Origin of the sequence: Microvirga massiliensis, from assembly GCF_001006805.1 — a bacterium.
In the GTDB taxonomy this organism is placed as follows: Bacteria; Pseudomonadota; Alphaproteobacteria; order Rhizobiales; family Beijerinckiaceae; genus Microvirga; species Microvirga massiliensis.
Window position 1 is genome coordinate 85,526 of record NZ_LN811370.1, and the last position, 26,010, is coordinate 111,535.

Annotated in this window: 28 protein-coding genes; 13 read left to right on the top strand and 15 right to left on the bottom strand. The window is 63.7% G+C overall.

Going from position 1 to position 26,010, the window contains the following annotated elements; all coding sequences use genetic code 11:
• From BN1233_RS49345 to BN1233_RS39190, 10 genes are all read left to right on the top strand, one after another.
• A partial coding sequence (locus BN1233_RS49345) for a hypothetical protein (protein ID WP_210168232.1) occupies nucleotides 1-205 on the top strand: 205 nt, incomplete at its 5' end.
• Nucleotides 206-289: 84 nt separating this feature from the next.
• A complete protein-coding gene (locus BN1233_RS49350) occupies nucleotides 290-631 on the top strand; it encodes a hypothetical protein (protein ID WP_156312746.1) in 342 nt (113 codons plus the stop codon).
• Nucleotides 632-661: 30 nt separating this feature from the next.
• A complete protein-coding gene (locus BN1233_RS39150) occupies nucleotides 662-1,585 on the top strand; it encodes a bifunctional DNA primase/polymerase (protein WP_046869089.1) in 924 nt (307 codons plus the stop codon).
• Between the two features lie 22 nt (nucleotides 1,586-1,607).
• Entirely contained in the window at nucleotides 1,608-1,802 is a 195-nt protein-coding gene (locus BN1233_RS39155) for a hypothetical protein (protein WP_046869090.1), read from the top strand.
• Between the two features lie 1,070 nt (nucleotides 1,803-2,872).
• The gene (locus BN1233_RS47900) at nucleotides 2,873-3,013 is read left to right on the top strand and encodes a hypothetical protein (protein WP_154678346.1); all 141 of its coding nucleotides are present in this window, start codon (nucleotides 2,873-2,875) and stop codon (nucleotides 3,011-3,013) included.
• A 26-nt stretch (nucleotides 3,014-3,039) separates the two neighbouring features.
• Entirely contained in the window at nucleotides 3,040-3,255 is a 216-nt protein-coding gene (locus BN1233_RS47905; RefSeq protein WP_147707797.1) for a DUF6894 family protein, read from the top strand.
• Between the two features lie 397 nt (nucleotides 3,256-3,652).
• Nucleotides 3,653-5,959, top strand: a complete 2,307-nt coding sequence (locus BN1233_RS46420) for a PAS domain S-box protein (RefSeq protein ID WP_052764117.1) — start codon at nucleotides 3,653-3,655, stop codon at nucleotides 5,957-5,959.
• A gap of 551 nt (nucleotides 5,960-6,510) precedes the next feature.
• Nucleotides 6,511-6,855 (top strand): hypothetical protein, encoded by a 345-nt coding sequence (locus BN1233_RS39180; RefSeq protein ID WP_156312747.1) that lies wholly within the window; start codon nucleotides 6,511-6,513, stop codon nucleotides 6,853-6,855.
• 333 nt (nucleotides 6,856-7,188) lie between these two features.
• The gene (locus BN1233_RS39185; RefSeq protein WP_082145918.1) at nucleotides 7,189-7,971 is read left to right on the top strand and encodes a Crp/Fnr family transcriptional regulator; all 783 of its coding nucleotides are present in this window, start codon (nucleotides 7,189-7,191) and stop codon (nucleotides 7,969-7,971) included.
• 69 nt (nucleotides 7,972-8,040) lie between these two features.
• A complete protein-coding gene (locus tag BN1233_RS39190) occupies nucleotides 8,041-9,534 on the top strand; it encodes a PAS domain-containing protein (protein ID WP_052764118.1) in 1,494 nt (497 codons plus the stop codon).
• Nucleotides 9,535-9,583: 49 nt separating this feature from the next.
• Here BN1233_RS39190 and BN1233_RS39195 read toward each other — a convergent pair whose 3' ends face one another.
• Nucleotides 9,584-10,402, bottom strand: coding sequence for a Crp/Fnr family transcriptional regulator (locus BN1233_RS39195; RefSeq protein ID WP_187144476.1), 819 nt, complete (start codon nucleotides 10,400-10,402; stop codon nucleotides 9,584-9,586).
• A gap of 463 nt (nucleotides 10,403-10,865) precedes the next feature.
• Here BN1233_RS39195 and BN1233_RS47910 point away from each other — a divergent pair, with 463 nt between their 5' ends.
• Entirely contained in the window at nucleotides 10,866-11,087 is a 222-nt protein-coding gene (locus tag BN1233_RS47910) for a hypothetical protein (RefSeq protein WP_154678347.1), read from the top strand.
• 540 nt (nucleotides 11,088-11,627) lie between these two features.
• On the opposite strand, the gene BN1233_RS39210 is transcribed toward BN1233_RS47910, so the two are convergent.
• The 3 genes from BN1233_RS39210 to BN1233_RS39220 all read right to left on the bottom strand — a co-directional run bounded on the left by BN1233_RS39210 (nucleotide 11,628) and on the right by BN1233_RS39220 (nucleotide 14,667).
• Nucleotides 11,628-12,044, bottom strand: a complete 417-nt coding sequence (locus tag BN1233_RS39210; RefSeq protein ID WP_244471067.1) for a response regulator — start codon at nucleotides 12,042-12,044, stop codon at nucleotides 11,628-11,630.
• 17 nt (nucleotides 12,045-12,061) lie between these two features.
• Nucleotides 12,062-13,267 carry an ATP-binding protein gene (locus BN1233_RS39215; protein WP_052764119.1) on the bottom strand — a complete coding sequence of 402 codons (1,206 nt, stop codon included), beginning with the start codon at nucleotides 13,265-13,267 and terminating at the stop codon, nucleotides 12,062-12,064.
• A gap of 1,124 nt (nucleotides 13,268-14,391) precedes the next feature.
• Nucleotides 14,392-14,667, bottom strand: a complete 276-nt coding sequence (locus BN1233_RS39220) for an I78 family peptidase inhibitor (RefSeq protein ID WP_052764120.1) — start codon at nucleotides 14,665-14,667, stop codon at nucleotides 14,392-14,394.
• Nucleotides 14,668-15,546: 879 nt separating this feature from the next.
• Here BN1233_RS39220 and BN1233_RS39225 point away from each other — a divergent pair.
• Nucleotides 15,547-16,251, top strand: a complete 705-nt coding sequence (locus BN1233_RS39225; RefSeq protein ID WP_046869097.1) for a DUF1236 domain-containing protein — start codon at nucleotides 15,547-15,549, stop codon at nucleotides 16,249-16,251.
• Between the two features lie 200 nt (nucleotides 16,252-16,451).
• Here BN1233_RS39225 and BN1233_RS39230 read toward each other — a convergent pair whose 3' ends face one another.
• From BN1233_RS39230 to BN1233_RS39245, 4 genes are all read right to left on the bottom strand, one after another.
• Entirely contained in the window at nucleotides 16,452-16,634 is a 183-nt protein-coding gene (locus tag BN1233_RS39230; protein WP_046869098.1) for a hypothetical protein, read from the bottom strand.
• Nucleotides 16,635-16,661: 27 nt separating this feature from the next.
• On the bottom strand, nucleotides 16,662-17,051 hold the full coding sequence (locus tag BN1233_RS50895) for a CsbD family protein (RefSeq protein WP_342341698.1): 390 nt from the start codon (nucleotides 17,049-17,051) through the stop codon (nucleotides 16,662-16,664).
• Between the two features lie 786 nt (nucleotides 17,052-17,837).
• The gene (locus tag BN1233_RS50900) at nucleotides 17,838-18,065 is read right to left on the bottom strand and encodes a hypothetical protein (RefSeq protein ID WP_074078471.1); all 228 of its coding nucleotides are present in this window, start codon (nucleotides 18,063-18,065) and stop codon (nucleotides 17,838-17,840) included.
• 159 nt (nucleotides 18,066-18,224) lie between these two features.
• A complete protein-coding gene (locus BN1233_RS39245; RefSeq protein ID WP_046869100.1) occupies nucleotides 18,225-19,979 on the bottom strand; it encodes a thiamine pyrophosphate-dependent enzyme in 1,755 nt (584 codons plus the stop codon).
• A 258-nt stretch (nucleotides 19,980-20,237) separates the two neighbouring features.
• Between BN1233_RS39245 and BN1233_RS50320 the strand changes: the two genes are divergently transcribed.
• Nucleotides 20,238-20,555, top strand: a complete 318-nt coding sequence (locus tag BN1233_RS50320) for a PPC domain-containing DNA-binding protein (RefSeq protein WP_244471068.1) — start codon at nucleotides 20,238-20,240, stop codon at nucleotides 20,553-20,555.
• Nucleotides 20,556-20,982: 427 nt separating this feature from the next.
• Here BN1233_RS50320 and BN1233_RS39255 read toward each other — a convergent pair whose 3' ends face one another.
• The 7 genes from BN1233_RS39255 to BN1233_RS39290 form a co-directional block, all read right to left on the bottom strand.
• Nucleotides 20,983-22,122 (bottom strand): PQQ-dependent sugar dehydrogenase, encoded by a 1,140-nt coding sequence (locus BN1233_RS39255; RefSeq protein WP_197094667.1) that lies wholly within the window; start codon nucleotides 22,120-22,122, stop codon nucleotides 20,983-20,985.
• A gap of 126 nt (nucleotides 22,123-22,248) precedes the next feature.
• Nucleotides 22,249-22,428 (bottom strand): hypothetical protein, encoded by a 180-nt coding sequence (locus tag BN1233_RS39260; protein ID WP_063776775.1) that lies wholly within the window; start codon nucleotides 22,426-22,428, stop codon nucleotides 22,249-22,251.
• 170 nt (nucleotides 22,429-22,598) lie between these two features.
• The gene (locus BN1233_RS39265) at nucleotides 22,599-22,823 is read right to left on the bottom strand and encodes a hypothetical protein (RefSeq protein WP_046869103.1); all 225 of its coding nucleotides are present in this window, start codon (nucleotides 22,821-22,823) and stop codon (nucleotides 22,599-22,601) included.
• A 463-nt stretch (nucleotides 22,824-23,286) separates the two neighbouring features.
• Nucleotides 23,287-23,781: a YciE/YciF ferroxidase family protein gene (locus BN1233_RS39275; protein WP_046869105.1), complete on the bottom strand. Its 495-nt coding sequence runs from the start codon at nucleotides 23,779-23,781 to the stop codon at nucleotides 23,287-23,289.
• 24 nt (nucleotides 23,782-23,805) lie between these two features.
• Complete coding sequence (locus BN1233_RS45610) at nucleotides 23,806-24,306, bottom strand: BON domain-containing protein (RefSeq protein ID WP_074078470.1); 501 nt, start codon at nucleotides 24,304-24,306, stop codon at nucleotides 23,806-23,808.
• A gap of 283 nt (nucleotides 24,307-24,589) precedes the next feature.
• A complete protein-coding gene (locus BN1233_RS39285; RefSeq protein ID WP_063776774.1) occupies nucleotides 24,590-25,114 on the bottom strand; it encodes a DUF2267 domain-containing protein in 525 nt (174 codons plus the stop codon).
• Between the two features lie 420 nt (nucleotides 25,115-25,534).
• Nucleotides 25,535-25,975 carry a DUF2269 family protein gene (locus BN1233_RS39290; protein ID WP_046869107.1) on the bottom strand — a complete coding sequence of 147 codons (441 nt, stop codon included), beginning with the start codon at nucleotides 25,973-25,975 and terminating at the stop codon, nucleotides 25,535-25,537.
• Nucleotides 25,976-26,010: the final 35 nt, after the last annotated feature.

Here is a 26,010-nt window from a genome sequence, read left to right on the forward strand (position 1 = left end):
GAATTGGCGCCAACCAGGGAATCAAAAGTCACTGCTCGGACTCAAATTTCCCTCGGACCGGCTCTTAGAAAATCAGCAGCTTAGCTACAGTGGGACGGGCGGTTTCCGTCTCCCGTTTCCTTTGATTTTTGCCGGTAATGTCCCGGTCGAGGGTTCTCGCTCAAAAAAGCCGCCGCACCGGCTCGATCCCGGGACGGCGGAGTAAGAGCAAATGAAGCCGCTTCAATGCTTCAGCGCGGAACATGCCGCACCGGGAGCCTTTTGGCAAGGTTTGCGCCGGTTTGGAGTGATGACCGCCGGCACCTCCAGTGAGGGGCAGCCCGATGATCAGGCTCCTCTGCATTGGACGGCTACATGGCTCGCCACAGCAGCGCACGCCCGCCTCTGGAATCCGCTACAAACCGTCCGATTGATAGTCGACTGTGGCGATGACGTTCCCCTGTGGGTTTCGCTCCGCGGCTTTTCCGATGTGGCCGAGAGGCTCTCAGCCCTTTGCCCTGGCGCTACCATCGCTGCAAGCGGCAAGACCAAGGACGGCTCCGATTGCATCGGTGCCGATCTGGTTATCGACGAGTTGGTGAAGCTCAAGGGCTGCCCCCGACAGACCGCGCGGCAGCAGTCGCTTCCATGACGACGACATTTCCGACGTCGGGAAGCGGCCATGATGACCGCGCATCGACCCCTCTCCGAATTCGGCCGCGCGGCGTTGACTTACGCCCGCCAAGGGTGGCCGGTATTCCCGTGCTGCCCGAAGACCAAGAAGCCGCTCGTGCCGCGTGACAAGGATGCGAACGGCAAACGCATCGGCGGCACGGGAGGGCACTACAAAGCGACCACTGACGGAAGACATATTGTCGAACGGTGGCTGAAGAACCCGCACGCCATGATCTGCGTCGCCACAGGCGGGCTGGCTGGAGGCTGGGCGCTCGATCCCGACATCGACGATGATACGGTTACCAATGGGCTGCGCGATCTCGCGGAACTGCAGCGCGAACACGGCACCCTGCCGGAGACGGTTGCAACGCGCGCCCCGCGGCGGCGAGCATCTGTCCTTCCGCTGGGACCCCACGCGGCCAGTTATCAACGCCCCGGGGCGCATCCCGCGCAGGATCAACGTGTGCGGGTAAGGCGGCTGTGTGATCCTACCGCCACCCCTGCGCGCCGATGGCCAGCCTCACGAGTGGCTTCGCTCGCCTCAACAGTGCGAGTTCGCCGACGCCCGGATTGGCTGTACGGGCTTCTGGCTCGAGACGAGCCCAAAGGCGCCGCGCGACCCCTATGTCGGGCCAGCAAGCGGCCGCGCGGCGGCTCGCGCGAAGAGCGTTATGCCGAGGCTGCGCTCGTCGAGGAGGCGTGCAAGCTGGCAGCGACGGCCAAGGGCCCGCGCAACAAGACCTTGAACGAGACCGCATTCCGCCTCGGGCAGATAGTGGTGCGCGGCTGGCTCGACCGCACGTGCGTCGAGCACGAGCTGCTCGCAGCGTCGCGGGCGAACGGCCTGATGGCCGACGGCGAGGCCAGTGTGCGGGCCACGATCGTCTCCGGCTTGGCGGCCAGATTGCAGAATCCGGCCGCCGCCCTCTGACCGGGAGCCGCTGAGGGCCAGGGTGGCACGAACGGCACAGGAAGAGCCGGACGGTGCACCCGTGCTGCCGCCCTATCGGCGCCTCGATCGCGTCGTCATCGCCTGCGGGGCCGATGCCTATACGTTGTCGACCGTCGAAACCGATCAGGCCATCCTGGCGGCTGGGAGGCAAGTTTCGTGCGGGGCACCGAGCTGCGGCGGCCCGTCATCGCCGTGAAAGCAGCGAAAAGAAAAACGACCAAGGTCGTACAACCGGCCCGCGTGCCCCTGCCGCATCTGGGGCAGATCATGGAAAGCGTCGCGCTACGAGAAACTCTGCAAGACCTGCGAATACCACGACGTGCGGCCGGCAAAGGACACGGCGGAGCTGATCTTGGCGCGTGTCGGCGACTGGCCGTTCGCACCAATCACCGCCTCATCGGGGCACCGACTTTGCGTCCTGACGGTTCGGTGCTGTCCCGGTCAGGGGGTTAATCCGACCACTGGTCTGTATCTCGCGAGCTCGATCGAGCTTCCCTCCACTCCGGAGCGGCCGAGCGAGGCCGAGGCCAGGGCGATGCTGAATCGCATTGCAGGGCTCCTGGCCGAGTTTCCGTTTAACGACACTCACGCTTCGTTACCGGTCAAGGCCGAAAGCTACTCCTGGGCTGCCTCCTGGCCGGCGCGCGACGTCCCCCAGCTCTCTATTCCCGACCTCTACTCGAAGCCGCCACGCCGATGATCTGCAGAATCGCGACAACATGCAAACTCAGATGTGAGTAGAAGAACAACAAATTCGAGCGTTAGTGGAAGAAGAAGCTCGCCTCTGTAAGTCGAATGGCAGACCATTGATGGAACCAGGAGCGGTGTCAGGCTTTTGTTCAGGGTGGTCATTCGTATTGGGGCTATGGTTGACCAACTATGCTAGCCATCTATGCGATCTCAGCCGCCATAGGCTCCATCGTCGCGTCGGCTCTCGCCCTATTACTGGGTACCCGAGACGCTTTATCTGTTCTGCTTTGGGGAATCGCTGGTGGGAACATTGCCATCCTGACGTTAGCCATGCTCAGCCTGTCCGGCTTAGCGGGCTTGGGCAGTTCCGATAGGTTCCGGCGCAAGCGCAAGTAATGGCGGCGGGAGAGCCCCGGGACTGCCCGCGAAGGCGGCCGTTACCCTGCTGTTCGGCGTGCAACGGCAGGCTTGATCACCCTGGACCGGAGCCTCTAGGCTCCCATGCCGATCAGGGCCTCGCCCCACAAGCGGGGCCTTTCTCATGGCTCCCGCTTATCACGCGAGGCGGATGGAATCATGAGCGGCGAACGAGTCGCCGGGCTGCGTGTTGATCCCCATGCCGCTCGGCCAGGATCGGCAATGCCCCGCTATTATTTCGACGTTCGGGAAGGCGAGCGGTTCGCTCCCGATAAGACAGCGCCCAACTCGACAACCTGAATGCCGCCGAATCCGAGGCCGTCCTCATGGCGGCTGAAATCGCTTGCGACCGGCCGCCGAAGAGCGATGCCCGTGACGTCACGATCGAGGTGACGAACGAACATCACCAGCGGGTGCTGACCGTCAGGGTTTTGCTGGAGGTTGAGCGGTGGATCCGCCGCCGGAGTCACCGCACGGAGACCACCCTTCCGGGACTTGCGGCGCGTCTGCTCGTGCTGGACGGGTGTTTGGACATCCACTAATCTCGGCAATTCAACACGCCCGCCCTGGGAATTGGCACAGGACCTGCTGCGCCCCCGGGATGCTGCCTCGACTATCCGCACGAGGGCTCTCCTGGAGGCGGATTCGTTCGGGATCAACGGGCAGCAGCGAACCAGCGCGGGGGCGCCAGACCGTGAGCGAACACCGGAACGAGCCACGGCATCGAACAGCCGGTGAGGGTCTCCCGGACGCCGCATGGGTATCACTGTTGGCCGCGGAACGGACCCGCCGGACCGACACGATCCGTGGCGGAATGCCCCTTATCGGTATGCGCCCCGCCCGGGATCGCGTGGAGTGGCTCAGGGCGCGAGGAACAGGCTGCCGGATGCGGATCCATACCGTACTGCGCGGGCACGCCGCCACACGGCAGGCCCGCCCGTGAGCCGCTTCCTCGACGCTGCGACGCCCGCCGAGCATCTCCTCGCCTACCGGCTGCACCAGCAATCCCTGCTCGCCGAGTTCGGGCAGTTCGCGCTCGGCTGCGGGAGCTTCGACGACCTGCTCCAGCGCGCCACGGAGCTGTGCGCGCGAGGCCTGCGCACGCCGTTCGCGAAAGTGCTGGAATACTGCCCCGCCGAGAACCGCCTCCTGGTCCGGGCCGGGGTGGGCTGGGCCCCCGGCATCGTCGGGGTGGCCACCATCGGGGCGGACCTCGAATCCCCGGCCGGCTACGCGCTCCGGACGGGATCGCCCGTGATCTCGAACCACCTCGACACGGAGAGCCGCTTCCGGGTCCCGTCCCTGCTCGCCGGGCACGGGATCCGGCGCGCGATCAACGTCGTGATCCGCAATGGGGAGACGGGCGATCCCTTCGGCGTCCTCGAGGCCGACAGCGCCTCACCCGGGCTGTTCGACGCCGCGGACCTCGCCTTCATGCAGGGCTTCGCCAACCTGCTCGGCGTCGCGATCGCGCGGCAGAACGCCCGGGCGGCGCAGACGCAGGCCGGGCGGGAGCTGGATGCGCTGTTCAACTCCGCTCCGGTGGGCAATGCCTGGGCCGATCCCGCGGGGCGGCTCATGCGGGTGAATCCCGCCCTGTGCGCCATGACGGGCTATACGGCGCACGAGCTCCTCGGGAGGAGCTTCGCCGATCTGACCCATCCCGACGACCGCGCGGCCGATCTCGCCTGCTTCGCGCGTCTGGCCGCCGGCGAGATCCCGGTCGTGGAGGCCGAGAAGCGGTACGTGCGCAAGGACGGCTCCCTGCTGTGGGTGTGCGTGCACGCGGTCATGGTGCGTGACGCGGCCGGGCATCCGATCCGGACTTCCGCAGTGATCCGCGACCTGTCCCTGCGCCACCGGACGCAGGACGCGCTGCGCGCCAGCGAGGCCCGCTACCGGGCGATCGTCGAGACGGCGGTGGACGCCATCGTGCTGATCGATGCGCGGGGAATCGTGCAGTCGTTCAACCCGGCGGCGGAGCGCGTCTTCGGCTATGGGGCCGGCGAGGTTCTCGGGCAGAACATCCGCATGCTGATGAACCCCCGGGACCGCGAGGCCCATGATGGCTACCTGGGCTCCTACCTCAGGACGGGGGAGGCCCGGATCATCGGGATCGGGCGGGAAGTGGTGGGGCGCCGCAAGGACGGCTCGGAGTTCCCGCTCGACCTTGCCATCGCGGAATGGCACGCCGAGGGCGAGACCTTCTTCACCGGCATCATGCGCGATGTCAGCGAGCGCAGGCAGGCCGAGGAGGCGAACGCCCGGCTCGCCGCCATCGTCTCCTCGTCGGGAGACGCAATCGTCAGCTTCCGGGTCCCGGACGGCCGGATCCTGACCTGGAACCGCGGGGCCGAGCGGCTGTTCGGCTACACCGAAGCCGAGGCGGTCGGAGGCCCCGTCACCCTGCTCCTGCCCCCGGAGCGGCCCGACGGGCCCACCGGAGTGTTCGCCCGCGCGATGGCCGGCGAGCGGGTCGAGCTCGACACCGTGCGTGTGCACAGGAGCGGTGAACGGATCGACGTCTCGATCACGGCCACCCAGGTGCGAACCCCGGACGGCCGCGCGCTCGGCGTCTCGATCATCTACCGCGACATCCGCGAGCGGAAGCGCGCGGAGGCCCTGATGCGGGAGGCACTTGCACATCAGGAAACCCTGACCCGCGAGATCAGCCACCGCGTGAAGAACAGCCTGACGCTCGTCGCTGCGCTGCTCGGCATGCAGGCCCGCAGTGCTCAGCACAGGGGCGTGCGCGATGCATTGCAGGATGCCGAGGCCCGGGTCGGCGCCATCGCCGAGGTGCACGACCAGCTCTGGCGGCGCGGCGATGTCACCTCCGTGGACTTGGCCGACTTCCTCGGCGGGCTCTGCGCCAAGCTCCAGGAGACGGCGCCGCACCACACGCTCGTCTTCCGGGCCGACGAGCCGATCACGGTAGCGACGGACCGGGCGATCCCCTTGGGTCTCCTGCTCAACGAGCTCGTCACCAACGCCATCAAGTATGCCTATCCGGGCTCGGGCGGCGAGGTTCGGGTCATGCTGTCCCGGAACGGCCCGGAGGGAATGCGCCTCGAGGTTGCCGACCGGGGCGTCGGCCTGCCTGCGGGGTTCAACCCCGTGCGGCTGCCGGGCGGTCTCGGCAGCCGCCTGATCGCGGGCTTCGTCCGTCAGCTCGAGGCCACACTCCAGGTCGCCTGTGCGCACCCGGGTGCCCGGTTCGTCATCGACGTGCCCCGCCTGTACTGATCCGGCGAGACGCCATCCAGGCGCTGCATCGGAGCGTGGATGTCCGTTCCGGTGAGAGGAGGCACCACCGGGAATTCCCTGGAAGACCTCGCGGTAGCCGCGGGTCGAGGCCGTATCGGATGGATGAGGATCAGAATTCGCAATCCCGGGAGCCGCCAACGCGGCGGCGAACGACGGCCGCAGGATTGATCGGGTTGGCCCTCACGCGCGTAGTGCTTTCGTCACCATTCCTGCCCACTGCCTTGCTCGGCGGCACCGTCGGGTTCGGTGATGACCGTTGTTCCAGTTTACGTCGTTCGGATCGCGTTGGATGTCGGTTGACCCGAGGGAGCCACGGCCACGGAACACCAGGTTCCAGGATCTTCAAGGGGCCATCGGAGCCGTGGCGGCGTTCATTGCGGTGGGCATGATCGAGCTCGCGAGCACCCTATGGCGCCGGATCAGGAAGGCGACGCGACGCTGACCGGTCCCGCGGAAGCGATGGTGTGGTGGGCATCCCGGATCGACAGGCCGGACCGGCATGCAATTGTCGCATCCTGGCCGCGGAACGCATGCGCAGCACGGCCGTTCGGACAACGCCACAGCTCCCAAGTTGCGTGTCCGTGACCGTCGCCCGCCACATCCTCCGCCTTCAGTTACGCATCGAAGGCATTGCCGAAACCGCGTCCGTGCGCGGCAAGGCAGGCGTGAACCTCGATGACAGGCTTGCCGCACTCGACCTGACGGGCCGCCGCCGTGTTACGATGCTGCTCGAGCTCATCAAGGCCTTCTCGAACGATCCGGACGAGCAGGCAGCCGCGGACCACATCCGGATGCGCGCCGCGCGGGCTTGGTACGGGCCGTCCGTCAGCTTCTCCCGGGGGCTGGTGGAAGGTTCCCGGACCGACCGCCGCTAGGCTATGACCCATGGAAGGTCCCCAACGGCTCGAGTCGTCATTGCGCCGATCACGAGGGCAGGATCAGACGCGGCAATCCACCCAGCAGGGCGTTACATGCGCGGGTGAGCGCGCCCCCGATCCACTGAACCGAAGCAGGTCTCGTTTGAGGGCAATTGCTTTTCAGAATGGCGACACGAGCGCGACGCCGTCGTGCGAGCCCGAAAGGGTTGACGGCTAAGTCGAGTACTCGACAGACAAGCGTGGCGTTTTCTGACACGGTGCCATCCTGCACCCTGCGGATCGAAGAAGGGCAGCATCAGACTGCTCCGACCGCAGGATCTGGGGACACCGATGAGACAACCTTCGATCCGACCTACCGATGTCGATGCCGCCGTGACTCGGCTCCTCGTCAGCAACCGCCTCCTGGCGTCGCTTCAGCCCAGCGACCGCGCGCTTCTTGAACGGCACCTTGAAGCAGTCACGCTCTATCAGGGCGAGGTGCTCTTCGAGCCGGGCGACGATGTCACGCGTACCTACTTCCCCTGCGCCAGCACCATGGCATCCCTCGTCGTGATGATGCAGACCGGACGTGCTGCCGAGGCCGCCACCATCGGGCGGGAAGGTGCCATCGGCGGCATTGTGTCCTCAGGCTATAAGCCGGCGTTTACCCGTTCAGAAGTGCAGATTCCCGGCCCGGCGCTTCGCATCGAAACGGCCCGCATCGAAGAGGCTAAGGAACGCTCGGCTACTCTGCGTGACTTGTTCAGCCGGTATGCCGATGCTCTTCTGGCTCAGATTCTCCAGTCCGTGGCGTGCAACGCCTTGCATTCGCTCGAGGCACGCTGCTGCCGCTGGCTGCTGACGACCCAGGACCGCGTGAACAGCGCCGAGATCCCGCTGACGCAGGAAGCCTTGGCCGAGATGCTCGGGGTCCAGCGCACCACCGTCACGTCCGTGGCTCGCGCCCTGCGGGCGCGCGGCCTGATCCGGTATGCGCGCGGCCATATCGTCATCCTGGACCGCGCCCGCTTGGAAGAGGCCGCATGTGAGTGCCATTCCGCCGTCAAACAGCACTTTGAGCGCATTCTGCCCGAGATCAAACCGCAAAGCATCATCCTGAGGCCTGACGGCTGACAGGCCCGCGGCCGGTCGCGATCAATCCAAGCCAGTGTCCGAACACGCACTTCAGGTGCTTCAAGTACGATGAACCAGAACGCCTCAACTGTGGAATCTCTTCGGCCGAGAGGCGATGATACCGGTTGCGCAGACGATCTGCTCGCGCTGGCCGCGGATACTGCCCAGATGGGCTTGTGGTGGTTTGACCCCGCCGCTGACCTGCTCGACGGCAACTCGACCTTCCGGGAGATTGTGCTGGGGCATCATGGCATCGAGGATCTTCGCTGGCCCCTGACGGGGGCCGCCTTCGTGTCGCTTTTGCATCCTGAGGATCGCGCGCGCATCCGTGATGGCATCAGCAACGCCTTCAGGAACGGCAAGGGAACACGTCTCAAAGAAACCTTTCGGATCCAGCACCCCGGGTCCGGGCAAGCCACTCGGGTAAGTGCTGCCTGGACTGTCATGCTGCCGGGGCCGAGCCTCGTTTCGGATCGGCCGCAAAAGCTTTGTCTTGTCGGCACGATCCAAGCCCACTCGCTGAATGATCATTATCCGGCTGGGATGAAGACCGATAAGGCCCGCCTTGAGGCGATCCTGAACACCATGCCGCAGATGGTCTGGTCAGCGCGGCCGGATGGCCATCACGACTATTACAACGATCGCTGGTATGAATTCACCGGCGTGCCCTACGGATCGACCGACGGCGAGGCATGGAGTGGCGTGTTCCATCCCGACGATCGGCCCCGCGCCTGGGAGCGGTGGCGGCAATCGCTGGCTACGGGCGAGCCGTATGACGTCGAGTATCGGCTGCGTCGGCATGATGGCGTCTATCGCTGGACCCTTGGGCGTGCACTCCCGATCCGCTGCGCAAACGGGACGGTCGAGCGTTGGTTTGGAACCTGCACGGAGATCCACGACCTCAAGGCCTCGGAGGAACAACGGGATCTGATCAGCCGCGAGCTGGCGCACCGGATCAAGAACATCTTCGCGGTGGTCTCGAGCCTCGTGAGCCTGACCTCCCGAAAGGATGAGGCGGTGAGGCCGTTTGCGACCGGCCTGGTGCAGCGCCTCAACAGCCTGGCTCATGTGCACGAGTATATCCAACCGCATAGTCCGTGGAACGAGGCTGATCCGGCGAGCCGAACGGTCCTGGGTCTCTTGCGCATTCTTGTCAGTCCCTACATGCCCGAGCCGGGCGGCCGAGCCTCCTCGGGTGACCCTTTGGATAATGCCCGGCTGGCGATTGGGGGTGATGACGCCCCGGTTGGGGCTGGAGCGGGAACTGCGCTTGCGCTCATCATTCATGAATTCGCGACCAATGCGGTGAAGTACGGCAGTCTCTCGCGTCCTGAAGGATCCGTCGCAATCACGGGAGAAATTCTGCCGGGCCATCGGTTCCGACTCACGTGGCAGGAGCGGGGCGGCCCCGCGCTCCCGGGCCCCCCAGCCCACCAGGGCTTCGGAACCTTGCTCGCCTCGCGTAGTGCGACAGGGCAGCTTGGAGCCGTCATCGAGCAGGACTGGGCAACGGAGGGGCTCACCGTGCGCCTGACTATGCCGCTTGAGAACCTTGAGCTGTAGCAAGAGGCCAAGACTAAAGCGACTTCGGTGCAACCCTGACGGGGGACTATCATGCGACGGGCAAGATGGTCCGGTACGTGTCGCTCAAGACACTATAGCATTCGCACGAGGCGGTCTCGAGACCGGCTCGATCCAGGATCCTCACGCCTCCCGGATCGAGCTGAACGATGCCACGTGCCTGAAAGGATTTCATCACGGCACTTAAGCTTTGCCGACGGACGCCCAGCCTGGCGGCCAGAACGGTCTGGGACATCTGCACGGATTCGTCGCGTCCTGCACGATCATGGGCATGAAGCAAACAGCGCGCGCAACGGGCCTCGAGCCGATGCAGACCGTTGCACGCGGCCGACTGGATGGATTGCTTGAGGAGCACCTTGCTGAACCGCAGCAGCAGGTCGGCGAACGGAAGATACACCCGACTGATCGCCAGAAGGCTGTCGATCGGCAGGCGGGTTGCGGTCCCCGGAACCTGGACGACGGCGCGGCAGAGCGCTCGGTCATCACCGCCCAGGACCGCCCAAAATCCAAGATAGCCCTCGGATCCAACCGCTGCGGTTTCGACGTCACGGCCATTGCCCATCGGAGAGATGAGAGCGATGACGCCGCTGTGTGGGAACAAGGCCTCCCGCACCGGCTCACCCACCTCTTGCAGCATGCGCCCGCGAGCCAGCGAGACGATGCTCGCGCGCTCGGCCAACGCGGATAATGCATCCTGGGGGAGAGCGGCCAGGATGCGGTTCCTGCCGTGCTCCATGGTGTCGGACCGGGATTGCCCCTGGATGTTCACAGCAGCCCTTGAAGGTGAGCTCGGTTTGGCGAGTAACGCGTCAGGGTGGCGCTGGTTCAGTCGAACGGGCGCGAGGGGCACCCATTTTCCCGGATCCGGTGCGCCACACGGCATTCCGTCTGGGCGCACAGCGGAGAGACTACTCTCTCGAGGAATCGCGAGAAAGACTGCCGAGGGGGCAATACTCGGACCAGCCTCTCAAGTCAGGCGAGGAGAGAAGAGGGCAGCGGCGGAAATTCCACCTGTAGCTTCGGTGTGAATAGGGAGGATCCGGACGCGTCTCAACACATCTGAGGCCGTAGCGATCGGGCCAACTCCGGAGGGCCATCGAGCCCAGCCGCAATCGAGCCTTCAGCGACACCGCCCAGGGACAATTGGAGCGATCTGAGGCTGAAATGATACGATACAGTAAGATTCACGATCATCTCAGGGATCGCGCTCCGATCACCTGCGTGACACAGCGGGGGATCCGCCGGTGGGAGCAGCAGCCGGACCGGGATAATCCGCTGTGCCGGTGTGGACCCAAGGTTCAAGCTGCCGATCCTTGACCGAGGGCTTCCAGGATGAGTTGTCGCTGGACGCGACAGATCTCGAGGGTCTGCTCGAAGCTCCGAAGCAGCATCTCGGCCTCCGTCGTATCCTGACCTGCCTTCGTCATCCGCACAACGAGTGCAGCCTGTTCGGCCACGCGCCTCTCGCCATCGGCTATGTTCCGATCGGCTTGGGCGAGGAGTTCACGGTCTTTCCGGGTGTCTGGCATGGCTGAGGAACGACAGGGCGCCTGAGCGTCGGCGATGACGGGCTCGGTTGGGCAGGCCGGAGCCCATGGGCTCTCAGCCATCAGCGCCTGCGGATTCGGATCTGCCGATGACGATGGCAGCATCTGCATGTTCAGATCCGAAGTTCAAGCGAGAACCACACCATTCGCGGAAGTCTGCCAGGGTAAGCAAGAACTGCTCGCGGCGGCGTCGAACGTTGCTGGACCCGATCGCGCACCGCGAACGCAGTGAGGCCTGGCTCCGGAACGACGAGCACACCCGACGGTTCACGCGAACAGCGTCCGACAATCTGCCCCATGACCGAAGCGCCTGCGGGAAGCGATGTGACGGTCCAGAACAGCCCAGGCGATCCAAGCCATGCCACAAGCCACCCGACGAGCATTGCCAGCATGCCCTTATGCGGAGCGTGTCAGGATCTTTACGACCCCGGGCACGCTCACCCTCCTCCGCCACCATGTCTTTGCCCCCGATCTCGCAGATGCCGCAAGCGTTTGCTGCGGGTCGCATTTCGGTGGCGTATGGCGACCTCACTCAGTCGGGTTGCCCCCTACGAGTTCTTCGATCGTCGCAATCACCTCCGAGGGAAGGTAAGGCTTACGGAGAAAGACGCCCCCGGGCACGAGCCGCGGTGCCTCGACGGAATAACCGGACGCATAGATCACCGGGAGCTGCGGATAGAGCCGTCGCGCCTCCTCGGCGAGCCGCCAGCCATCCATCGAACCGGGAAGTCGGATATCCGTAAAGAGAACCCCGATCGGCCGCCTCCCGATGATATCGAGGCCCTCCTCTGCGGTGCCGACCTCGACAACGGCAAAACCGGCATCCTCGAGCGCGCCCGCGATAGTGTCCCGGACGAGGAACTCGTCCTCCACGATGAGAACCGTGCGGGCGAGCAATCCAGGCAACATGTGGTCGATCGCAGCGAAGACGCGTGCACCATGCATCCTTGTCCCCCCGTGCTTCAGTCCGCGCGCGGGAGATATAGCCGAACTGTCGCGCCCTCGCCAAGTTCGCTCTCGATCTCGACCTCTCCACCTGATTGCGTCACGAATCCGTGCACTTGGCTTAGTCCCAGCCCGGAGCCCTGGCCCACCGGCTTCGTCGTGAAGAACGGCTCGAAGGCACGGCTCTTGACCTCTTCGGTCATGCCCTCGCCCGTATCGGTGACTTCCACGAGCACGAACTCGCGGCTGGGTCCCGTGCCGGATGCAGCAGAACCTGCACTGGCCCGAGCGTTTCGGGTGCGGATCGTGAGAGTGCCTCCCTTCGGCATGGCGTCTCGCGCATTGACGGCCAGATTCAGGAGCGCGCTCTCGAGTTCGTTCTGGTCCACGTAAGCCGTCCAGGCATTCGGCGCGAGTTCGGTCCGAAGCGCGATGTGATTGCCCAGCGTGCGATCGAGCAGATGGGCCACCTTTTGCACGATCTCGCTCACGGCGAGGTCGATGGGATGAAGCGGCTGCTTCCTGCCGAAGGCGAGAAGTTGCTTCGTCAGCAGGGCGGCTCGCTCAGCCCCGGTTCGAGCATTGTGAACGGCGCGGTGCAGCCTTTCGCCCTGCCCTTCCGTGCGCTTCGCAATCGATTCGAGATTGCCGAGGACGACCGTCAAGAGATTGTTGAAGTCATGGGCGATGCCGCCCGTGAGATGGCCAAGTGCCTCCATTTTCTGGGCGTGGCGCAGCATCTCCTCGGCCTTGAGGCGCTCGGCGGTTTCGCGCCTGAGCGCCGCGAGGGCCTCGTCGCGCTCGCGAATCCGCTGCTCGAGGATGGCGTTTGCAGCTCTGAGTTGGGCTGGCGAAGGAACCGCGACGGCCTTTGGCAGCAGGGGCCACAGGGCGATGGCGGTCGCGACGGACGCCGCTGCCGTCAGGACCTTGATCAGGGCTTCGGCCCCGTAGTCTGGGAACCAGAGCGTCCAGATCGAGAAATAGTGGGTGGTACCGCAAGCAAGAATGAAGGTCGCGAAGGCCCAGAACACCCAGGTGAAAACCACGTCCGGCCGTTTCGAGACGAAATACGTCAGGGCCACCGGAATCGAGAAATAGGCTGTCCCGATCAGAGCGTCCGAGATTGCGTGCGTCCAGATCAGCTCGGGCCGCCAGAGCAGGCAAATGCCGTGCGGGGAGAGACTGTCGGCCTCGAAGAGCCGGCGGATGGCATCGAGCATGAGGAAGGTTCGGTGAAAGATGAGTCGCGCAATGATTACCGCGTCTCCACCCTTGTGTCGTCCCTTTCATGAAAAGGGCTGAGAGGCATCGCGGTGGTTCACTTGCACGTCCGTGAGGGATCGGGTCCGTCCCGGAACGGACCAGTCGTCGCCCGGGCTGTTTTTGCAATCCTAAAGCCTGGAACAAACGCAACGAATTGAGGTCGTTCCTCCTGAGCCTGGAATAAAGCCCGCATTGAGAGCATTCGTCCTACGCCGCTCGGTTTTCGGCAACAGCAAGCCCATCCCGGATCAGCATGCGCGCAGCGCGGGCAATCTCTCGCCGCGGCTCGAATGGGGTGGCGCACCCGCATATCATCGCCGAAGCGAAATTCATCGGAATCTACGAGCGGTGACACGAACTAACAGGTTCGAGACACCGAGGGGCCAGCAGTACAGCTCCGGGCCACCCGCGAATGGAGCCTCACTGCAGCATTGCCGTTGCTCTTTCGTGAACCCGACCACCTCGACGGGCTGGCCCGCTGACGCCGATGGTAACAGCTGTCAACTCGCGCCTTTGTATCTTGGAGCGGCTCTTCAACCACTCACGTCGCTCCTCTTAGCGGACCTTCAGCAGTATGGCCACTGTCGACGATAACGACACGATCGCCCGAGCACGCCCTAATGCGCTCGCGGAGGAGTTGGAGGAAGCGAGTAGATGCAATCCAGCAGTACGAGCGCATAGATGAGGAACACGCCTCCGCCGCCGCGCAAGTGACGAATGATACACACGAGGCCGTGGCGGCTGCACTGCGCAAGGTAGGAGAGGCCTGACCGCGCAGGTTCGGCTCGTCGAAGCCGCAGCAAAGACCTCGGATCCTGCTCTCGAACGAACTCCTGGCCTGAACCCTACTGGATCAAGCAGGCGCATCGCACGGGAAGACCTTTTAGGGACCAGCCGGCGCGCCCGGCGTTTCTCACAGATCATGGAAAGTGATCGGATGTTGAGGGAAGCGCCGACCCGTTCGGGCCAGGTGACACTATTTGCCTATGCCGGCCGTCCTAGAGTCCATCTCACAAATGACCATGAAGTTCATCGCCTGGCGCGCAGCCGCGCTCAATGCAACGTAAGGGGTGCACAGCTCTCATCCACAGTTGACGTTCCTCACAACACCCGTCGTGTCGACCTCGATATTCAGCCGGTCCGCACGAAGGTCCATCGTGTAGGCTCCTCCGGGCTCGACTTTGCGGACATCCCGCGCGCCGGCGGCCCGTCGTGCATCCTCGGCCAGTTCCGCCGAATAGGCCTGCCCAATGGCTGGCCGAGCATCCTCGACCTTGCACTTCCGCTCGGGTGTAGCAGCGGGTTGAGTGAGCGCGAATCCTGGGCAGATGGCCAGGAGACAAGCGATGGAGGGCATTCCGGTCCCGCGGCAAAGGCGCGATCTGGCCGATCCCGTTACCCATCGCCAAGCCAGGAACCGGTTCCTCGTCGAAACCGACAGGCGGGCTGATGTGCCGACCGCCATTCTCCGCGCAGCAGTGAACGGCACTATGGCTACGTCGGACTGCCGGGTCGTGCAGTGCAATCGTTTCGCAACACTCAAGGCTCGTCCTCCACCACGGGCTCGTCGGAGATCTCTTTTGTGCCGGCCAGCTTATCTCTATGAATTTTGGGGCGATGACCTGCTGAACTGAGTTCGCGCGTGCCCGTGGGAGTTCACTGAGGAGCTTCGCCTCGGTTTCCCGTTTCGTGGCCGCGGCTTCCGTCTGCTGCGTCGCTTTCACGTTGTCCAGCGGAGATCCGCCGTCTCGAATCGCCGCGCGGCGGGATGTGTTGTTTCGGGGTTCCTTCGGCATGCGTCCACCTCCTCAAGGGCGTGTTACGGATCTGCGGAGTCTGGCCTCTCCATCACTGCATCGTCCCGCTGCGCTTGAACGTCCCGGATCATTCGCGATTACATGGAGGGGCATTGGCGCTATGACCAGAGGGCGCACATGCGGCGTCGAGCCCGTGACAGCACGAACATTGTGGCTTCGCTCAAGGCAACCGGATGAGCTTCGCTCATCCGTGTCATTCCGCAGAAGCATTGAAGGCGGCTTGCAAATCGTCGTTTCGGTATCCGCCCACGTTCGAAGAAGCAGTCCGTTCATGCTGTTCATTGTCAGGCCAAAGGATTCCAGGGAAAGCGCGAGAGGGCCGCTTTGGAGCATCGGCTGACGGATCGGAACATGATCCGGCGCAATGAGTTTGCCAACTTCTAGTGAGGCAATGAAGCCCCAGCATGGGAGTAACGAACATGCGTGTGACAATGTTGGCGACGGTTGCTGCGGCAGCCCTTTCCCTGAGCTTTGCGGCGGTGGCCCAGACGAGCGGTGGCGGGACCTCCGGGTCTTCGTCCGGCTCCTCGGGCACCCAGCAGATGGGTCAGCAGGGTGGCGCCTCCGGTGGCGCGAGCGGCGGCACCTCGGCTTCCGGCTCCACCTCCGGAACCCAGCAGAGCCAAGGCTCCTCGGCATCCGGAACCACCTCCGGAACCCAGCACGGCCAGGGCACAGCGGCCGGTCAGCCACGGCAGCAGGATCAGGGGGCGGCATCATCGGGTCAGCAACAGGGCCAGGGAACGGCGTCCGGCCAGCAGCAGCGCCAAGGCACCTCGACATCCGGCACGGCCTCTGGCCAGCAACGGCAGGGCCACGGCACGTCGGGTGCGGCTGCCACCACGGGCTCGACGGACGTTAAGGTCAATCTCTCGGGCGAGCAGAGGACCCGGGCCGTTCAGTCGCTGACCAGCATCAACATCCAGCCCGTGCAGGAGAACATCACCGTCTCCGTCGGCCAGCCCCTGCCGACGTCCGTGACGCGGCTGGTCGACTGCCCGGAGACTCTCGAGAGCCTGATCACCGGCGTGCGGGATTGCAAGGTCGTGCTGATCAAGGACCGCTACTACATCATCGAGGGCAGCAGCCGCCGCGTCGTGACGGTGATCGAGCGCCACGGCTGATCGGCCCGACAGGTCCTCGCCGCTTGGGCGAGGCCACCCTGACCGCGCACGGGCCCGGCATCCAGATGCCGGGCATCCTGCTGCAAGCTGACGAGCACGATCGGACCGAAGCACGCGATGGCGCATGACCAATGCCACGCACACGCTCGATGCGGCTGAGATGGACTCGTGAATGAAGTGATTAGCTCTTCGTAGGGATCTCAGATGTCGTGCCCTGCTGCGGCTCTTCGCACGGCTGCGCAGATATCGCTGCTGAACTGATCGAGGTAGGGGCAGGCATTCGCGATATACCAGTCTCGCAGACCGGGGATGGACGGCGCGACGAGCATGCCCACCAGAACGAAGCCGCCGAGGAGCGCAATCAGCAGAATGATGAGCCGCATCCTGACTCTCCTCGCAACCGACCCGCCCTACTTCCCCCTGAGCATGTCTTTGATGCCTCCGAGGGTGTTCTGGGCCTTGCCTTCGACCTTGTCGGCGCGTCCCTCTGCTTGGAGCTTGGAGTCACCGATGAGGCTGCCCACGCCCTCCTTCACGGCGCCCTTCGCCTGCTCGGCGGAGCCCGCCACACGGTCATGATCGATCCCCACGGAATGCACCGTCGAAGACCGTCTGCGCGTCCGGCCGAAGACATACCACGCCGCAGCGCCGATCACGACAAGGAGCACCAGGATCCAGAGCCAACCGGCACCACCGCCCGTTCCACTGTCAGGAGCTGCTGGTGTGGTGACCTGTGCGAGAACCGGTCCGGCGCTAAGGAAGGCGGCGGCGGCAAGCAAGGTGTGATGAAGCTGATGCATAGGCTTCTCCGATCAGATCCCGGAAGGCAGACCTCGTCTAAGTACAACACTGGGAAGGGTGGACACCCGACAGGCCCTAAGAGAGGGCCTGACGGTGATTGCTCCGCCAAGCCCCACGTTTATCATCGCGCATTAGCGGCAACGCCGAACACGGCGGGTCACGATATCGCCATCGTCGTCTTCCTCACGAATGGTCACAGTCCGACAACGCTCGATGCTCCCAGTGGAAAGGCGATCATCGTCGTAGACCCGACGCTCGATATACCTGCGCTCCACACGCCGCCGCTCGGCATCAGGACCGACGCGAATATTTGGTCCGTCTGGCCCGATGCCGAACTGCACCTGAGCTGACGAGGGTGTTGCAGCAATCGAGACCGTACTCATCAAGGTTGCCGCTGCAAGGCAAGCCATCTTACTCATCGGTTATACTCCTTGATTCTGAGCAAGTATGCACATAACGCGCCGTCTCATTGAGGGTTTCCGAGCGAGTGCTGGCGCAACATGGAAGCAGCAAACAGTTACGGTCGATGGCCCGATCTACCGATGCTCAAGGCGCTGATGTCTATGCTCAGCGATACACCGTCACGAGTTCCCGGTCGCACATCGGCGGTGCACCACAACCGGATGATCCGCGGTCCTCGTGACAGGCGCTTCCTAACGGATTGCCCGGCCTGCCGAGGAACAATCTCCAGGATAGGCTTGAAGGAGCCTGTACCCGAGGGCCGGCTCGGATGCCCGATGATCCGCGACCGTGATCGCACCGTCCGGAATACGGCTACTGACTTATCAATACCGCGGCATCGGGTTCGAGGGCTGATCAGGCGGGGTATCCGGCCCTGAATCCGGAGTTGTTGGTTCATGAATGCCAGGGTCGTCGACTGGATATGGATTGCGCGGCCCTGTCGGACCTTGGTCGGGCAGTTCGCCTGGCTCACGAGGAGGTGGCGCGTCACCTGGAATTTGCCCGCCTGGCGTAGGTTCGTGCGCCGGGCGGTCCAGCTGTCTCGGGTTCATCACGTCGAAGGTCATCATCCAATCCTCACTGGACTCTCATAGGATTCCACGCTCGGCCAAGCTGGTCCCGTCCGCCTCAGGCACATCGGTCGGCACCGTATAGGCCCGTGTCTCGATGCGGGTGATCAGCGCCTCCGCAGGAGGCATGATGCGCCTCCGTCAGATGATCTCGCGGACGGTGTCCGAGGCGACGGTCAGCGCGATCCTGCCCGCGTTGGGCGTACCACTCGCGAGCGACTGGGCGAACTTGGCTGCCTGCTTGAGGCTCACTTTCGGCGGCATCGGGGGTTCGTGCGGGTCGACCACGGCCTCGACCAGGACCGTCCCCGGCGTGGCGAGCGCCTGACGCAGGATATCGCCACAGGTCGCTGGATCCTCGATCCTGAAACCCGTGACGCCGAAGCCCTGCGCGACGGTCACGAAGTCGATCGGTTGCAGATCGCAAACGTATTCGGGGTTGCCCAGGAATACCATCTGTTCCCACTTGATCTGCCCGAGCGAGTTGTTCTTGACGACGACGATCTTGATATCAAGACCGTACTTCACAGCGGTTGCAAGTTCGCAGCACAGCATCGACAGGCCACCATCGCCGATGAAGCCGATGACCTGCCGGCCCGGATAGGTGACTGCCGCCGCATTGGCATAGGGCAGCCCGCACGCCATGGTGGCGAGATTGCCCGAGCACGAGAACATCATGTTGCCGCGGATGTCGATATGGCGGGCTGCCCAGGTCGTGATGGTTCCTGAATCGGTGGCGATGATCGCGTCATCCGAGAGAAGCTTATTGAGCTCGTGCGCGACCACCTGCGGCTTCATCGGCATGTCGGTACGCGTGCCGCGCTCGTGCATCAGCTCACGCCATTCCTGCATCCCCTTCTGGGCTGCCTCGAGGAAGGAGCGATCCTGGTAATAGTCCAGGCGCCGCATCAGCATCTGAAGAACGCGGGTGGAGTCGCCGACGAGCCCCGCATCGACCGGATAGCGCAGGGAGATGCGCTTCGGATCGAGTTCGACCTGTACGCACTTCGCCTTCCCGGGCTTCGGATAATATTCGATATAGGGAAAGCTCGACCCGACGATGAGAAGGGTATCGCAGGTCTCGAGCGCCTCCTGCGAGGGCGCCGTTCCCAACAGGCCGATCCCGCCGGTGGTGAGCGGGTGCTCGTCCGGCAGAACGCCTTTGCCGAGAAGCGGCTTCACCACCGGCGCGCCGAGGCGCTCGGCAACCGTTTCGACTTCGGCGCGCGCGTGCAGTGCTCCGCGTCCGGCCAGGATGCAGATTTTCTGTCCTTCATTGAGGATCGCGGCCGCGCGAGCGAGCTGATCGTCTGTCGGGACATGTGCACCCTCGGCCATGAGGTCCGAGACGTGGCTCGGGACGTTGCGCTCCGAGCGACTGTCGGATTTCAGAGGCTGGGACTGAAGATCGACCGGCATGGTGACGTGAGCGACGCCGCGATAGGCGAGCGCAGTACGGCAAGCGAGCCCAACCGAGTTCTGGACATGGGCCGGGCTCATGATGCGGGTGTTGTAGACGCACACGTCTGCAAACAGCTTGTCGAGTTCGACATCCTGCTGTGTGTGGGTGTTGATCAGATCGTGGAACTGCAACCCCGTGATCGCGAGGACCGGCTGGCCGTCGAGCTTCGCATCGTAGAGGCCATTGAGCAGATGGATCCCACCCGGTCCGGATGTCGCGATGCAGACGCCGAGCTTGCCGGTCCACTTGGCGTAACCGCAGGCCATGAAAGCTGCGGCCTCCTCGTGCCGGACCTGGATAAAGCGGATCCGATCCTGCTTCTGCCGCAGCGCCTCGATGATGCCGTTGATGCCGTCGCCGGGAATCCCGAAGATCGTATCGACGCCCCAATCGATCAGCGTGTCAACGAGAACATCAGAAGCGGTGGCGGCCATCAGTTTCTCCCTCTTCAGCGTGCGATCGGCTGCATGGTCCGTGCCTCGATGACCTCAGGGCCGAGGATAGCAAGGCTTTGGTTCAACCGACGCTGCATGAGAACGTTCCGGGCAGAGTCCGTGCAGAGCCGGTCCGGAGCGGCGCGCGTGGCTATCCGGTGTCGCCTCGGGAATCGGTCCCGGCGGCTGCAATCCACTGCGAGGAGAGCGACAGATCAAGAGCAGCTTGTCCATGAGAGCGGTGGCCAGAGGACGCTCGTGGCCGTGCTCGCGTCCGGGGACGAGGTCATGGCCTGCCTCAATGCCCGTGCGAGAGAACAAGGTCTTTCTGCCGTGCAGATCACCGCGAACGGAGCCTTCAACAGTGCGGTGGTGACTTATTTCGATTGGGGAACCCAGCAGTGCCTGGAGATCCCCGTGGACGAGCAGGTCGAGGTCGCCTCGATGAACGGCGATATCGGCCTGGACGGGGAAGGCAAGCCCTCCCTCCACATCCACCTCGTGCTCGGCAAGCAGGCCGGCAGCGCTATCGCCGGCCATCTGGAAAAGGCCATGTCCGTCCGACCCTCAAGGTGATGATCACCGAGTCGCCGGCGCATCTCCGACGGCGCATGGACTCGGAAACCGGGCTCAACCTCAAAACCGGGCTCAACCTCATCAGTATGTGAGTTTCGCGATCCACTCTTCAACCATCCAACACTTTGGCTTGCCGTAAACAAGCGAATCTGCGGCATGCGTGCATGCAGGGTTTCCTAGCGGCGTTCGAGAAATTTCTGCTGCGCGGCGTCTGAGCAGTGATCGCGCCGTGATATCGCGCCGAATTTTGCCAAGCTTGTTCGCGGGCGGCCTCTCGTGGGTCACTTCGGCCCCGGAAGTTTCGACTGGGACGTGTCGCTGCCCGGACAATTGGTCCAGCACGCCTAAGGCAGAGCTTCGTGCGAAGTGAATGTCCGTGCTCGACAGGCCAATGCGGCCCCATGATCGGGATTTCAGTGCTGCACCGCTATGACCGATCCCCTGGGGTGAGCCGCAGGAGCCGGCCGTTGTCCTCGTCGGTGATCGCATAGACTGCCCCGTCCGGCCCCTGGCCTACATCGCGCACGCGCGCGTTCAGGCCGATGCGATCCTCGCCGACAACCTTGTCACCGTCGAGCATGACCCGCACGACCGCTGCTGCACTTAGCCCTCCGATGAGCAGCGAGCCGCGCCAGCCTGTGAAGAGATCACCCGTGTAGACCGTCATGCCCGATGGCGAGATGACGGGGGTCCACTGATGAACCGAGCCCGCGAGATCCGGGCGGGTCGGCGGGTCGGGGATGTCACGGCCGTCATAGTGATTGCCCCAGCTCACCAGTGGCCACCCGTAGTTCTTGCCGGCCTCCACCCGATTCAGCTCATCCCCTCCCTGCGGCCCCATCTCGGCAATCCAGAGCGCACCCGTCTCGGGGTGAAGCCCCGCTGCCTCCATGTTGCGGTGCCCATAGGACCAGATCTCGCGCTTGGCGCCTTGGCGCCCGACGAAGGGATTGTCCTGCGGCACTGAGCCGTCCGGGTTGATCCGAACGACCTTCCCGAGATGATTCGAGAGATCCTGGGCCGGATCGAACTTGAAGCGCTCGCCGAGGGTCACGAACAGCTTGCCGTCGCGCGCGAAGACGAGGCGCGAGCCGAAGTGATTGGGCCCCCTTTCCTTCGGTTCCTGGCGGAAGATCACCTTCAGGTCCTCGAGGCCTGTGGTCGCCTCGTTGAGCTGCCCCCGTGCCACTGCGGTCCCGGCCGTGCCACCTTCGCCCGGCTCCGCAAAGGTGAGATAGACGAGACGGCTCGAAGCGAAATCGGGGGCGAGCACGACATCGAGCAATCCGCCCTGGCCCTGCGCAAACACCTTCGGCACGCCCGTCAGCGGCGCGGAAAGCTTTCCGTCCTTTGTCACGACCCGCAATCGGCCCGGCCGCTCGGTGACCAGCATGCGCCCATCGGGCAGGAAAGCGATCGCCCAGGGATGCTCCAGCCCCCGCGTGAGCGTTTCGACGCGCACCTTACCTGTCTGGGTCGTCACCATCCGCTCCTGACCCTGCTGAGCCTGGGCGAGGTTCGGCGCAGCCATCAGAGCAGCCAGAGCGATGGCTGGGATTCTGTACATGCGCATGCTCCCAGGATGTGGAGAGGCTCGCCCGTTAACGATACGGCCTTCGTCTCGGATCCAAGCGCAGCAAGACGCATACTTTTGCCGTCGAAACTGCGAGTTCACAGCAGTCGATCTTGCGGTTCATGCGAATACACCGAGCATCGCCAGAACAATGGATAGAAGGACGAAGGCGATCAGTCCGCCGAAGAAGATCACCCGCCGCGCTGGCGTGTTCAGGACGATATAGCCCTGCCGCGCCTTCTCCGCCGGATAATTGCGGGTTGGATCTGGCCGAGAGCTTGCATTCTGTGAATTCTGCATGGCCATCATCTCAGAGGAAAGCGTCCACGCTCTCCGGAAACCTCTTGAAACCACCCCGGTTCCATCCGGGCGATTCCCAGTGCGCGCTCTGATGATAGCCTAGGGAAACACCATGAGGTGTGGCGCTTGCCGTCCAGCCCTTTGCCGTAGCTCGCCACCAGGACCAAGCCTTAGCGCGCATCAGACTGGGACCTCCAGGCCGGCTCGTTCTTCTCCTCGTAATCGCGGAACGCCTTCACGAGACCGGTAAGCACTTCAGCCGAGGTCTCGAACATCGCCTTGAGTTGCGGTTCGTCGATCGTTGCGATGTCCTGGCGCAAATGGTCGATCAGCTCTTGCAGGCGTTGCTGCATGTTTTGCGTATGATGGCGCGGGTTCCTGTCTTCGGCTTCCATGTCGATCTCCAGAAATTCTCATTCAGTCCGGCACTCGAATGCAGCCCCGGCGCCGCAGCCGAGCATTAGCCAAACTGGAACTGAATACAGCTCAAGCCCAGGCGGCATGACGCTTGATGGATTGCGGAACCGTCGGGCTCGTCACTTCACCACGCTCTCGCGCCGTCTCGAAGGCGCAGGTCGCGAGCCCGTGCCAATGCCTGCGACTCCTCCGGATGGATGATATGCAGCTCGCGATTGTCAGGTGCCTCGGGATCCAGCCTTTCCCACTCGCCTGCCCATACGCCGGTCCTTCGATCTAGACGCAGCACCATCACGCCGCCGTTCCGAATCCGCCATTCAGCATACTCGTACGACTCGAATTCAGGTGTTTGGCCTTCGGTCGGGCGCTGATCCAGAGTCATGTCGCAAGCACCCTTTGTTCACGCTCAGCACTGCCCGAAGCAGGCTGGCCTGCCGCCATTCACGTGGATGCCGCGTCTGGATTGACGACCCGCTTGGCAAGATCCGTGAGCTTCTCGTCCGTGCGCTTCTCCTCCTCGAGGATCGCTGGCAAAGTGCGAAGGTCCTCATCAAGTCCGAGTTGCTTGGCCCAGGTGGCAAGCGTGCCGTAGACGGCGATCTCGTAGTGTTCGACCCGCTGGGCGGAGGCGATCAGGCCGGCGTCGCGCAATTCGGCCTCCTCGACCATCTTGGCCCACTTTTCCGACTCACGGATGATCGCCTGCATGGACTGATCGACGTGCTCGCGCGGCTCGGCCCCGTGCCGGCGCAGGATTTCGTCCAGGCGATCCCGCTGCGAGCGGGTTTCCTGAAGATGACTCTGGATTGCCTGCTTGAGTTCGGAGTGGCTCGCTGCGTCCGCCATCCTGGGCAGCGCATCCACGAGCTGCGCCTCGACCGAGCGAAGCTCCTGGAGCTCAGCCACATACATCTGCCGGAAATTGTTCACGTTCATATCACGTCTCCTTCTCTATGAACTCTACCGCCGCCGTAATAGTCCGCTCCCATTCCCCTTCAGAATGGTGGGTGTGCTCCCACCACCTGTCCGACCGCCACTTCGTCCGGTGGTCCGGCCTGCGCCCATGAGAACACCCGCACGCTGCTGAATGCGGAGGTTATTCTGGACACGCCGTACACCGCTGATCCTCTCGATAATATCCTCGACGTAGTGCGTCACGCTCCGGCTCTTGATGCTGCCGACGAGCGTCACCGTGCCATCCTCGACAACCACTTCGATATCCGAGGCATCGATGTGCGGATCCTCGGTCAGGCGCTCGCAGACATCCCCGCGGATGCGATCATCGGAACGCGTGAATCCTTTTGGACCACGACCGCGATGATGACCAGCGCCTGTCACTGACTGATCGGTGTCGCCAGGATCATGCCTCGCGTGGCGACGACGATGACTCTCGCGGCCGGACACGGCGGGATCAGGGTTTTGCTTGTCACTCGTTCCATCCTTTCGAGCAACATCTGCCATGATGCCGTCCTCTAGTTCGAGCGTCAGGTCTCCACCGGCGGCTTGATGATTGCCTGTTCATCGTAAGCGTGAAGCCGCCCGAGGACATTCCGACAAGATCCAATGGCTCCCGTGTGATCATCGGCACGGCTTGGTCCGCTTACGGACGCCATGGCCCGGAGCTGTCAGTCCGAAAGCACCTGATCGAAGCGCAGCAGCACGACTAAGCCTACCAAGGTGAGTCCCGCCGCAAGAAGAATAAGGGCCACGCCTGGACCGCTCCGGCGGCTTGCGTGAGTTCGTCTCATCGGCTCGGAAGACGAGCACCGCCGGTCGCAACGTTGCCGCCTCCAGCGCTGTACCGTTCCGTTTCGACACGCGTATCCGATGCATCCGGGCTCTCATGCCAGATGGCGCGCACCTCCTCGGGCAAGGACTGCCGGACTTTCTCGATCTGCCCCTGGTTCACGTGGTGCGACAGCACCTGGAACACGGCCCGGGTCGCATCGCGCACATTGACCGGTCGCGTCATCGCGAGTTCCTCACCGATGCGCTCCAGGAACTCGTCGAGCGAGCGGAACCGATTGGGCAATTCGGACGGGCGGAACTGGTCGTAGTAGAGCCCACGGACCAGGAGCGGCAACTGCGAGCCGAGATGCGCTGCAAGGTCGGCCGGAAGGCGATCGCGGGTAGCCCGCAGCACCGCGCCAAGCACATGCCAGGCGATTTGCTTGTCGGGACCGATCGCCTCGTCCCGCATCAGCTCATCGAGCCACGTGTGCGTTGTCTGAAGCGTCTTGTCGAAGACGTCGAGACCTGTCGCGCTCATGATCGATCTCCTGCGCAGGTATCTCCGGGCGAAACTCGCAGGACGCGCTCGTGTTCCTTTTCCGAGACCGGAATGCAGCACTCCTAACTACGTTAAATCTCGCATGTTTCTGCGGTTCAAAAAGCGTAGCAATTGCACACGTGCTCTCGCTTTTGCCCTTGCACAAAGGCCTTTTCGTCTTCCAAGCCAGGAATTCCAGCCATGGCTCGCAGAACCGTCGGACGGATGACCTGGATCGACATGAATGCACAGCCTGAAACACGTGTGGCACCCTATTCGACGGAGTGCCTCGGCTTTGCTGGTTCACTCCCCTTGTCGTCTGGCAGTGCCAATTTCGGGTGAGTTGTTGATCGAGATTGCTTGCACCGGCACCTCGGACAGCCTTGGTCAGAGCCGTAAGGACGGCCGGGCGATCATCAGCTAGAAGATGGCGAGAACGGCTGCAAAGGCCGGGAAACCGAAAGCGAACCAGGTTCGGAAGAGCCGGTGATAGGCGCGCGGCAACGGCTGCCCTTTGCGCGCCGCATCGGTCGCCAGATCGCGCATGCGCATCTGCATCCAGACGACCGGTAGCCAGAATGCACCGGTGATGAGGTAGAGCAGGGTCGACAGCACGATCCAGCCGTCCCGGATCGAGTAGCCGACATGCTGGACGAGAGCGAGGCCGGTGAGCGGCTGGGCAACGACGGCCGTGGCCGTGAATAGAAAATCGGCGAGCACGACGATCCGTGCGACAGCGGCCACTACGATCGGATCGCCGGTTCGGTGGGCGATCAGCATGAAGAAGGCGATCCCGGCGCCGGTGCCGAACAGCACGGTCGCCCCGATCACGTGCAGGTACTTGAGCGCAAAGTAGAGCATCAGCGATCGCTCAGGACCGCGAGGGCGACGAGATG

What these genes read in the sequence shown, in the direction of transcription:
- BN1233_RS49350 (WP_156312746.1), top strand. Translation starts at nt 290, where the DNA reads ATGACCGCCGGCACCTCCAGTGAGGGGCAGCCCGATGATCAGGCTCCT.
- BN1233_RS39150 (WP_046869089.1), top strand. Translation starts at nt 662, where the DNA reads ATGATGACCGCGCATCGACCCCTCTCCGAATTCGGCCGCGCGGCGTTG.
- BN1233_RS47900 (WP_154678346.1), top strand. Translation starts at nt 2,873, where the DNA reads ATGAGCGGCGAACGAGTCGCCGGGCTGCGTGTTGATCCCCATGCCGCT.
- BN1233_RS47905 (WP_147707797.1), top strand. Translation starts at nt 3,040, where the DNA reads ATGGCGGCTGAAATCGCTTGCGACCGGCCGCCGAAGAGCGATGCCCGT.
- BN1233_RS39180 (WP_156312747.1), top strand. Translation starts at nt 6,511, where the DNA reads ATGCGCAGCACGGCCGTTCGGACAACGCCACAGCTCCCAAGTTGCGTG.
- BN1233_RS39185 (WP_082145918.1), top strand. Translation starts at nt 7,189, where the DNA reads ATGAGACAACCTTCGATCCGACCTACCGATGTCGATGCCGCCGTGACT.
- BN1233_RS39190 (WP_052764118.1), top strand. Translation starts at nt 8,041, where the DNA reads ATGAACCAGAACGCCTCAACTGTGGAATCTCTTCGGCCGAGAGGCGAT.
- BN1233_RS39210 (WP_244471067.1), bottom strand. Translation starts at nt 12,044, where the DNA reads ATGCATGGTGCACGCGTCTTCGCTGCGATCGACCACATGTTGCCTGGA.
- BN1233_RS39215 (WP_052764119.1), bottom strand. Translation starts at nt 13,267, where the DNA reads ATGCTCGATGCCATCCGCCGGCTCTTCGAGGCCGACAGTCTCTCCCCG.
- BN1233_RS39220 (WP_052764120.1), bottom strand. Translation starts at nt 14,667, where the DNA reads ATGCCCTCCATCGCTTGTCTCCTGGCCATCTGCCCAGGATTCGCGCTC.
- BN1233_RS39225 (WP_046869097.1), top strand. Translation starts at nt 15,547, where the DNA reads ATGCGTGTGACAATGTTGGCGACGGTTGCTGCGGCAGCCCTTTCCCTG.
- BN1233_RS39230 (WP_046869098.1), bottom strand. Translation starts at nt 16,634, where the DNA reads ATGCGGCTCATCATTCTGCTGATTGCGCTCCTCGGCGGCTTCGTTCTG.
- BN1233_RS50895 (WP_342341698.1), bottom strand. Translation starts at nt 17,051, where the DNA reads ATGCATCAGCTTCATCACACCTTGCTTGCCGCCGCCGCCTTCCTTAGC.
- BN1233_RS50900 (WP_074078471.1), bottom strand. Translation starts at nt 18,065, where the DNA reads ATGAACCCGAGACAGCTGGACCGCCCGGCGCACGAACCTACGCCAGGC.
- BN1233_RS39245 (WP_046869100.1), bottom strand. Translation starts at nt 19,979, where the DNA reads ATGGCCGCCACCGCTTCTGATGTTCTCGTTGACACGCTGATCGATTGG.
- BN1233_RS39255 (WP_197094667.1), bottom strand. Translation starts at nt 22,122, where the DNA reads ATGTACAGAATCCCAGCCATCGCTCTGGCTGCTCTGATGGCTGCGCCG.
- BN1233_RS39260 (WP_063776775.1), bottom strand. Translation starts at nt 22,428, where the DNA reads ATGCAGAATTCACAGAATGCAAGCTCTCGGCCAGATCCAACCCGCAAT.
- BN1233_RS39265 (WP_046869103.1), bottom strand. Translation starts at nt 22,823, where the DNA reads ATGGAAGCCGAAGACAGGAACCCGCGCCATCATACGCAAAACATGCAG.
- BN1233_RS39275 (WP_046869105.1), bottom strand. Translation starts at nt 23,781, where the DNA reads ATGAACGTGAACAATTTCCGGCAGATGTATGTGGCTGAGCTCCAGGAG.
- BN1233_RS45610 (WP_074078470.1), bottom strand. Translation starts at nt 24,306, where the DNA reads ATGGCAGATGTTGCTCGAAAGGATGGAACGAGTGACAAGCAAAACCCT.
- BN1233_RS39285 (WP_063776774.1), bottom strand. Translation starts at nt 25,114, where the DNA reads ATGAGCGCGACAGGTCTCGACGTCTTCGACAAGACGCTTCAGACAACG.
- BN1233_RS39290 (WP_046869107.1), bottom strand. Translation starts at nt 25,975, where the DNA reads ATGCTCTACTTTGCGCTCAAGTACCTGCACGTGATCGGGGCGACCGTG.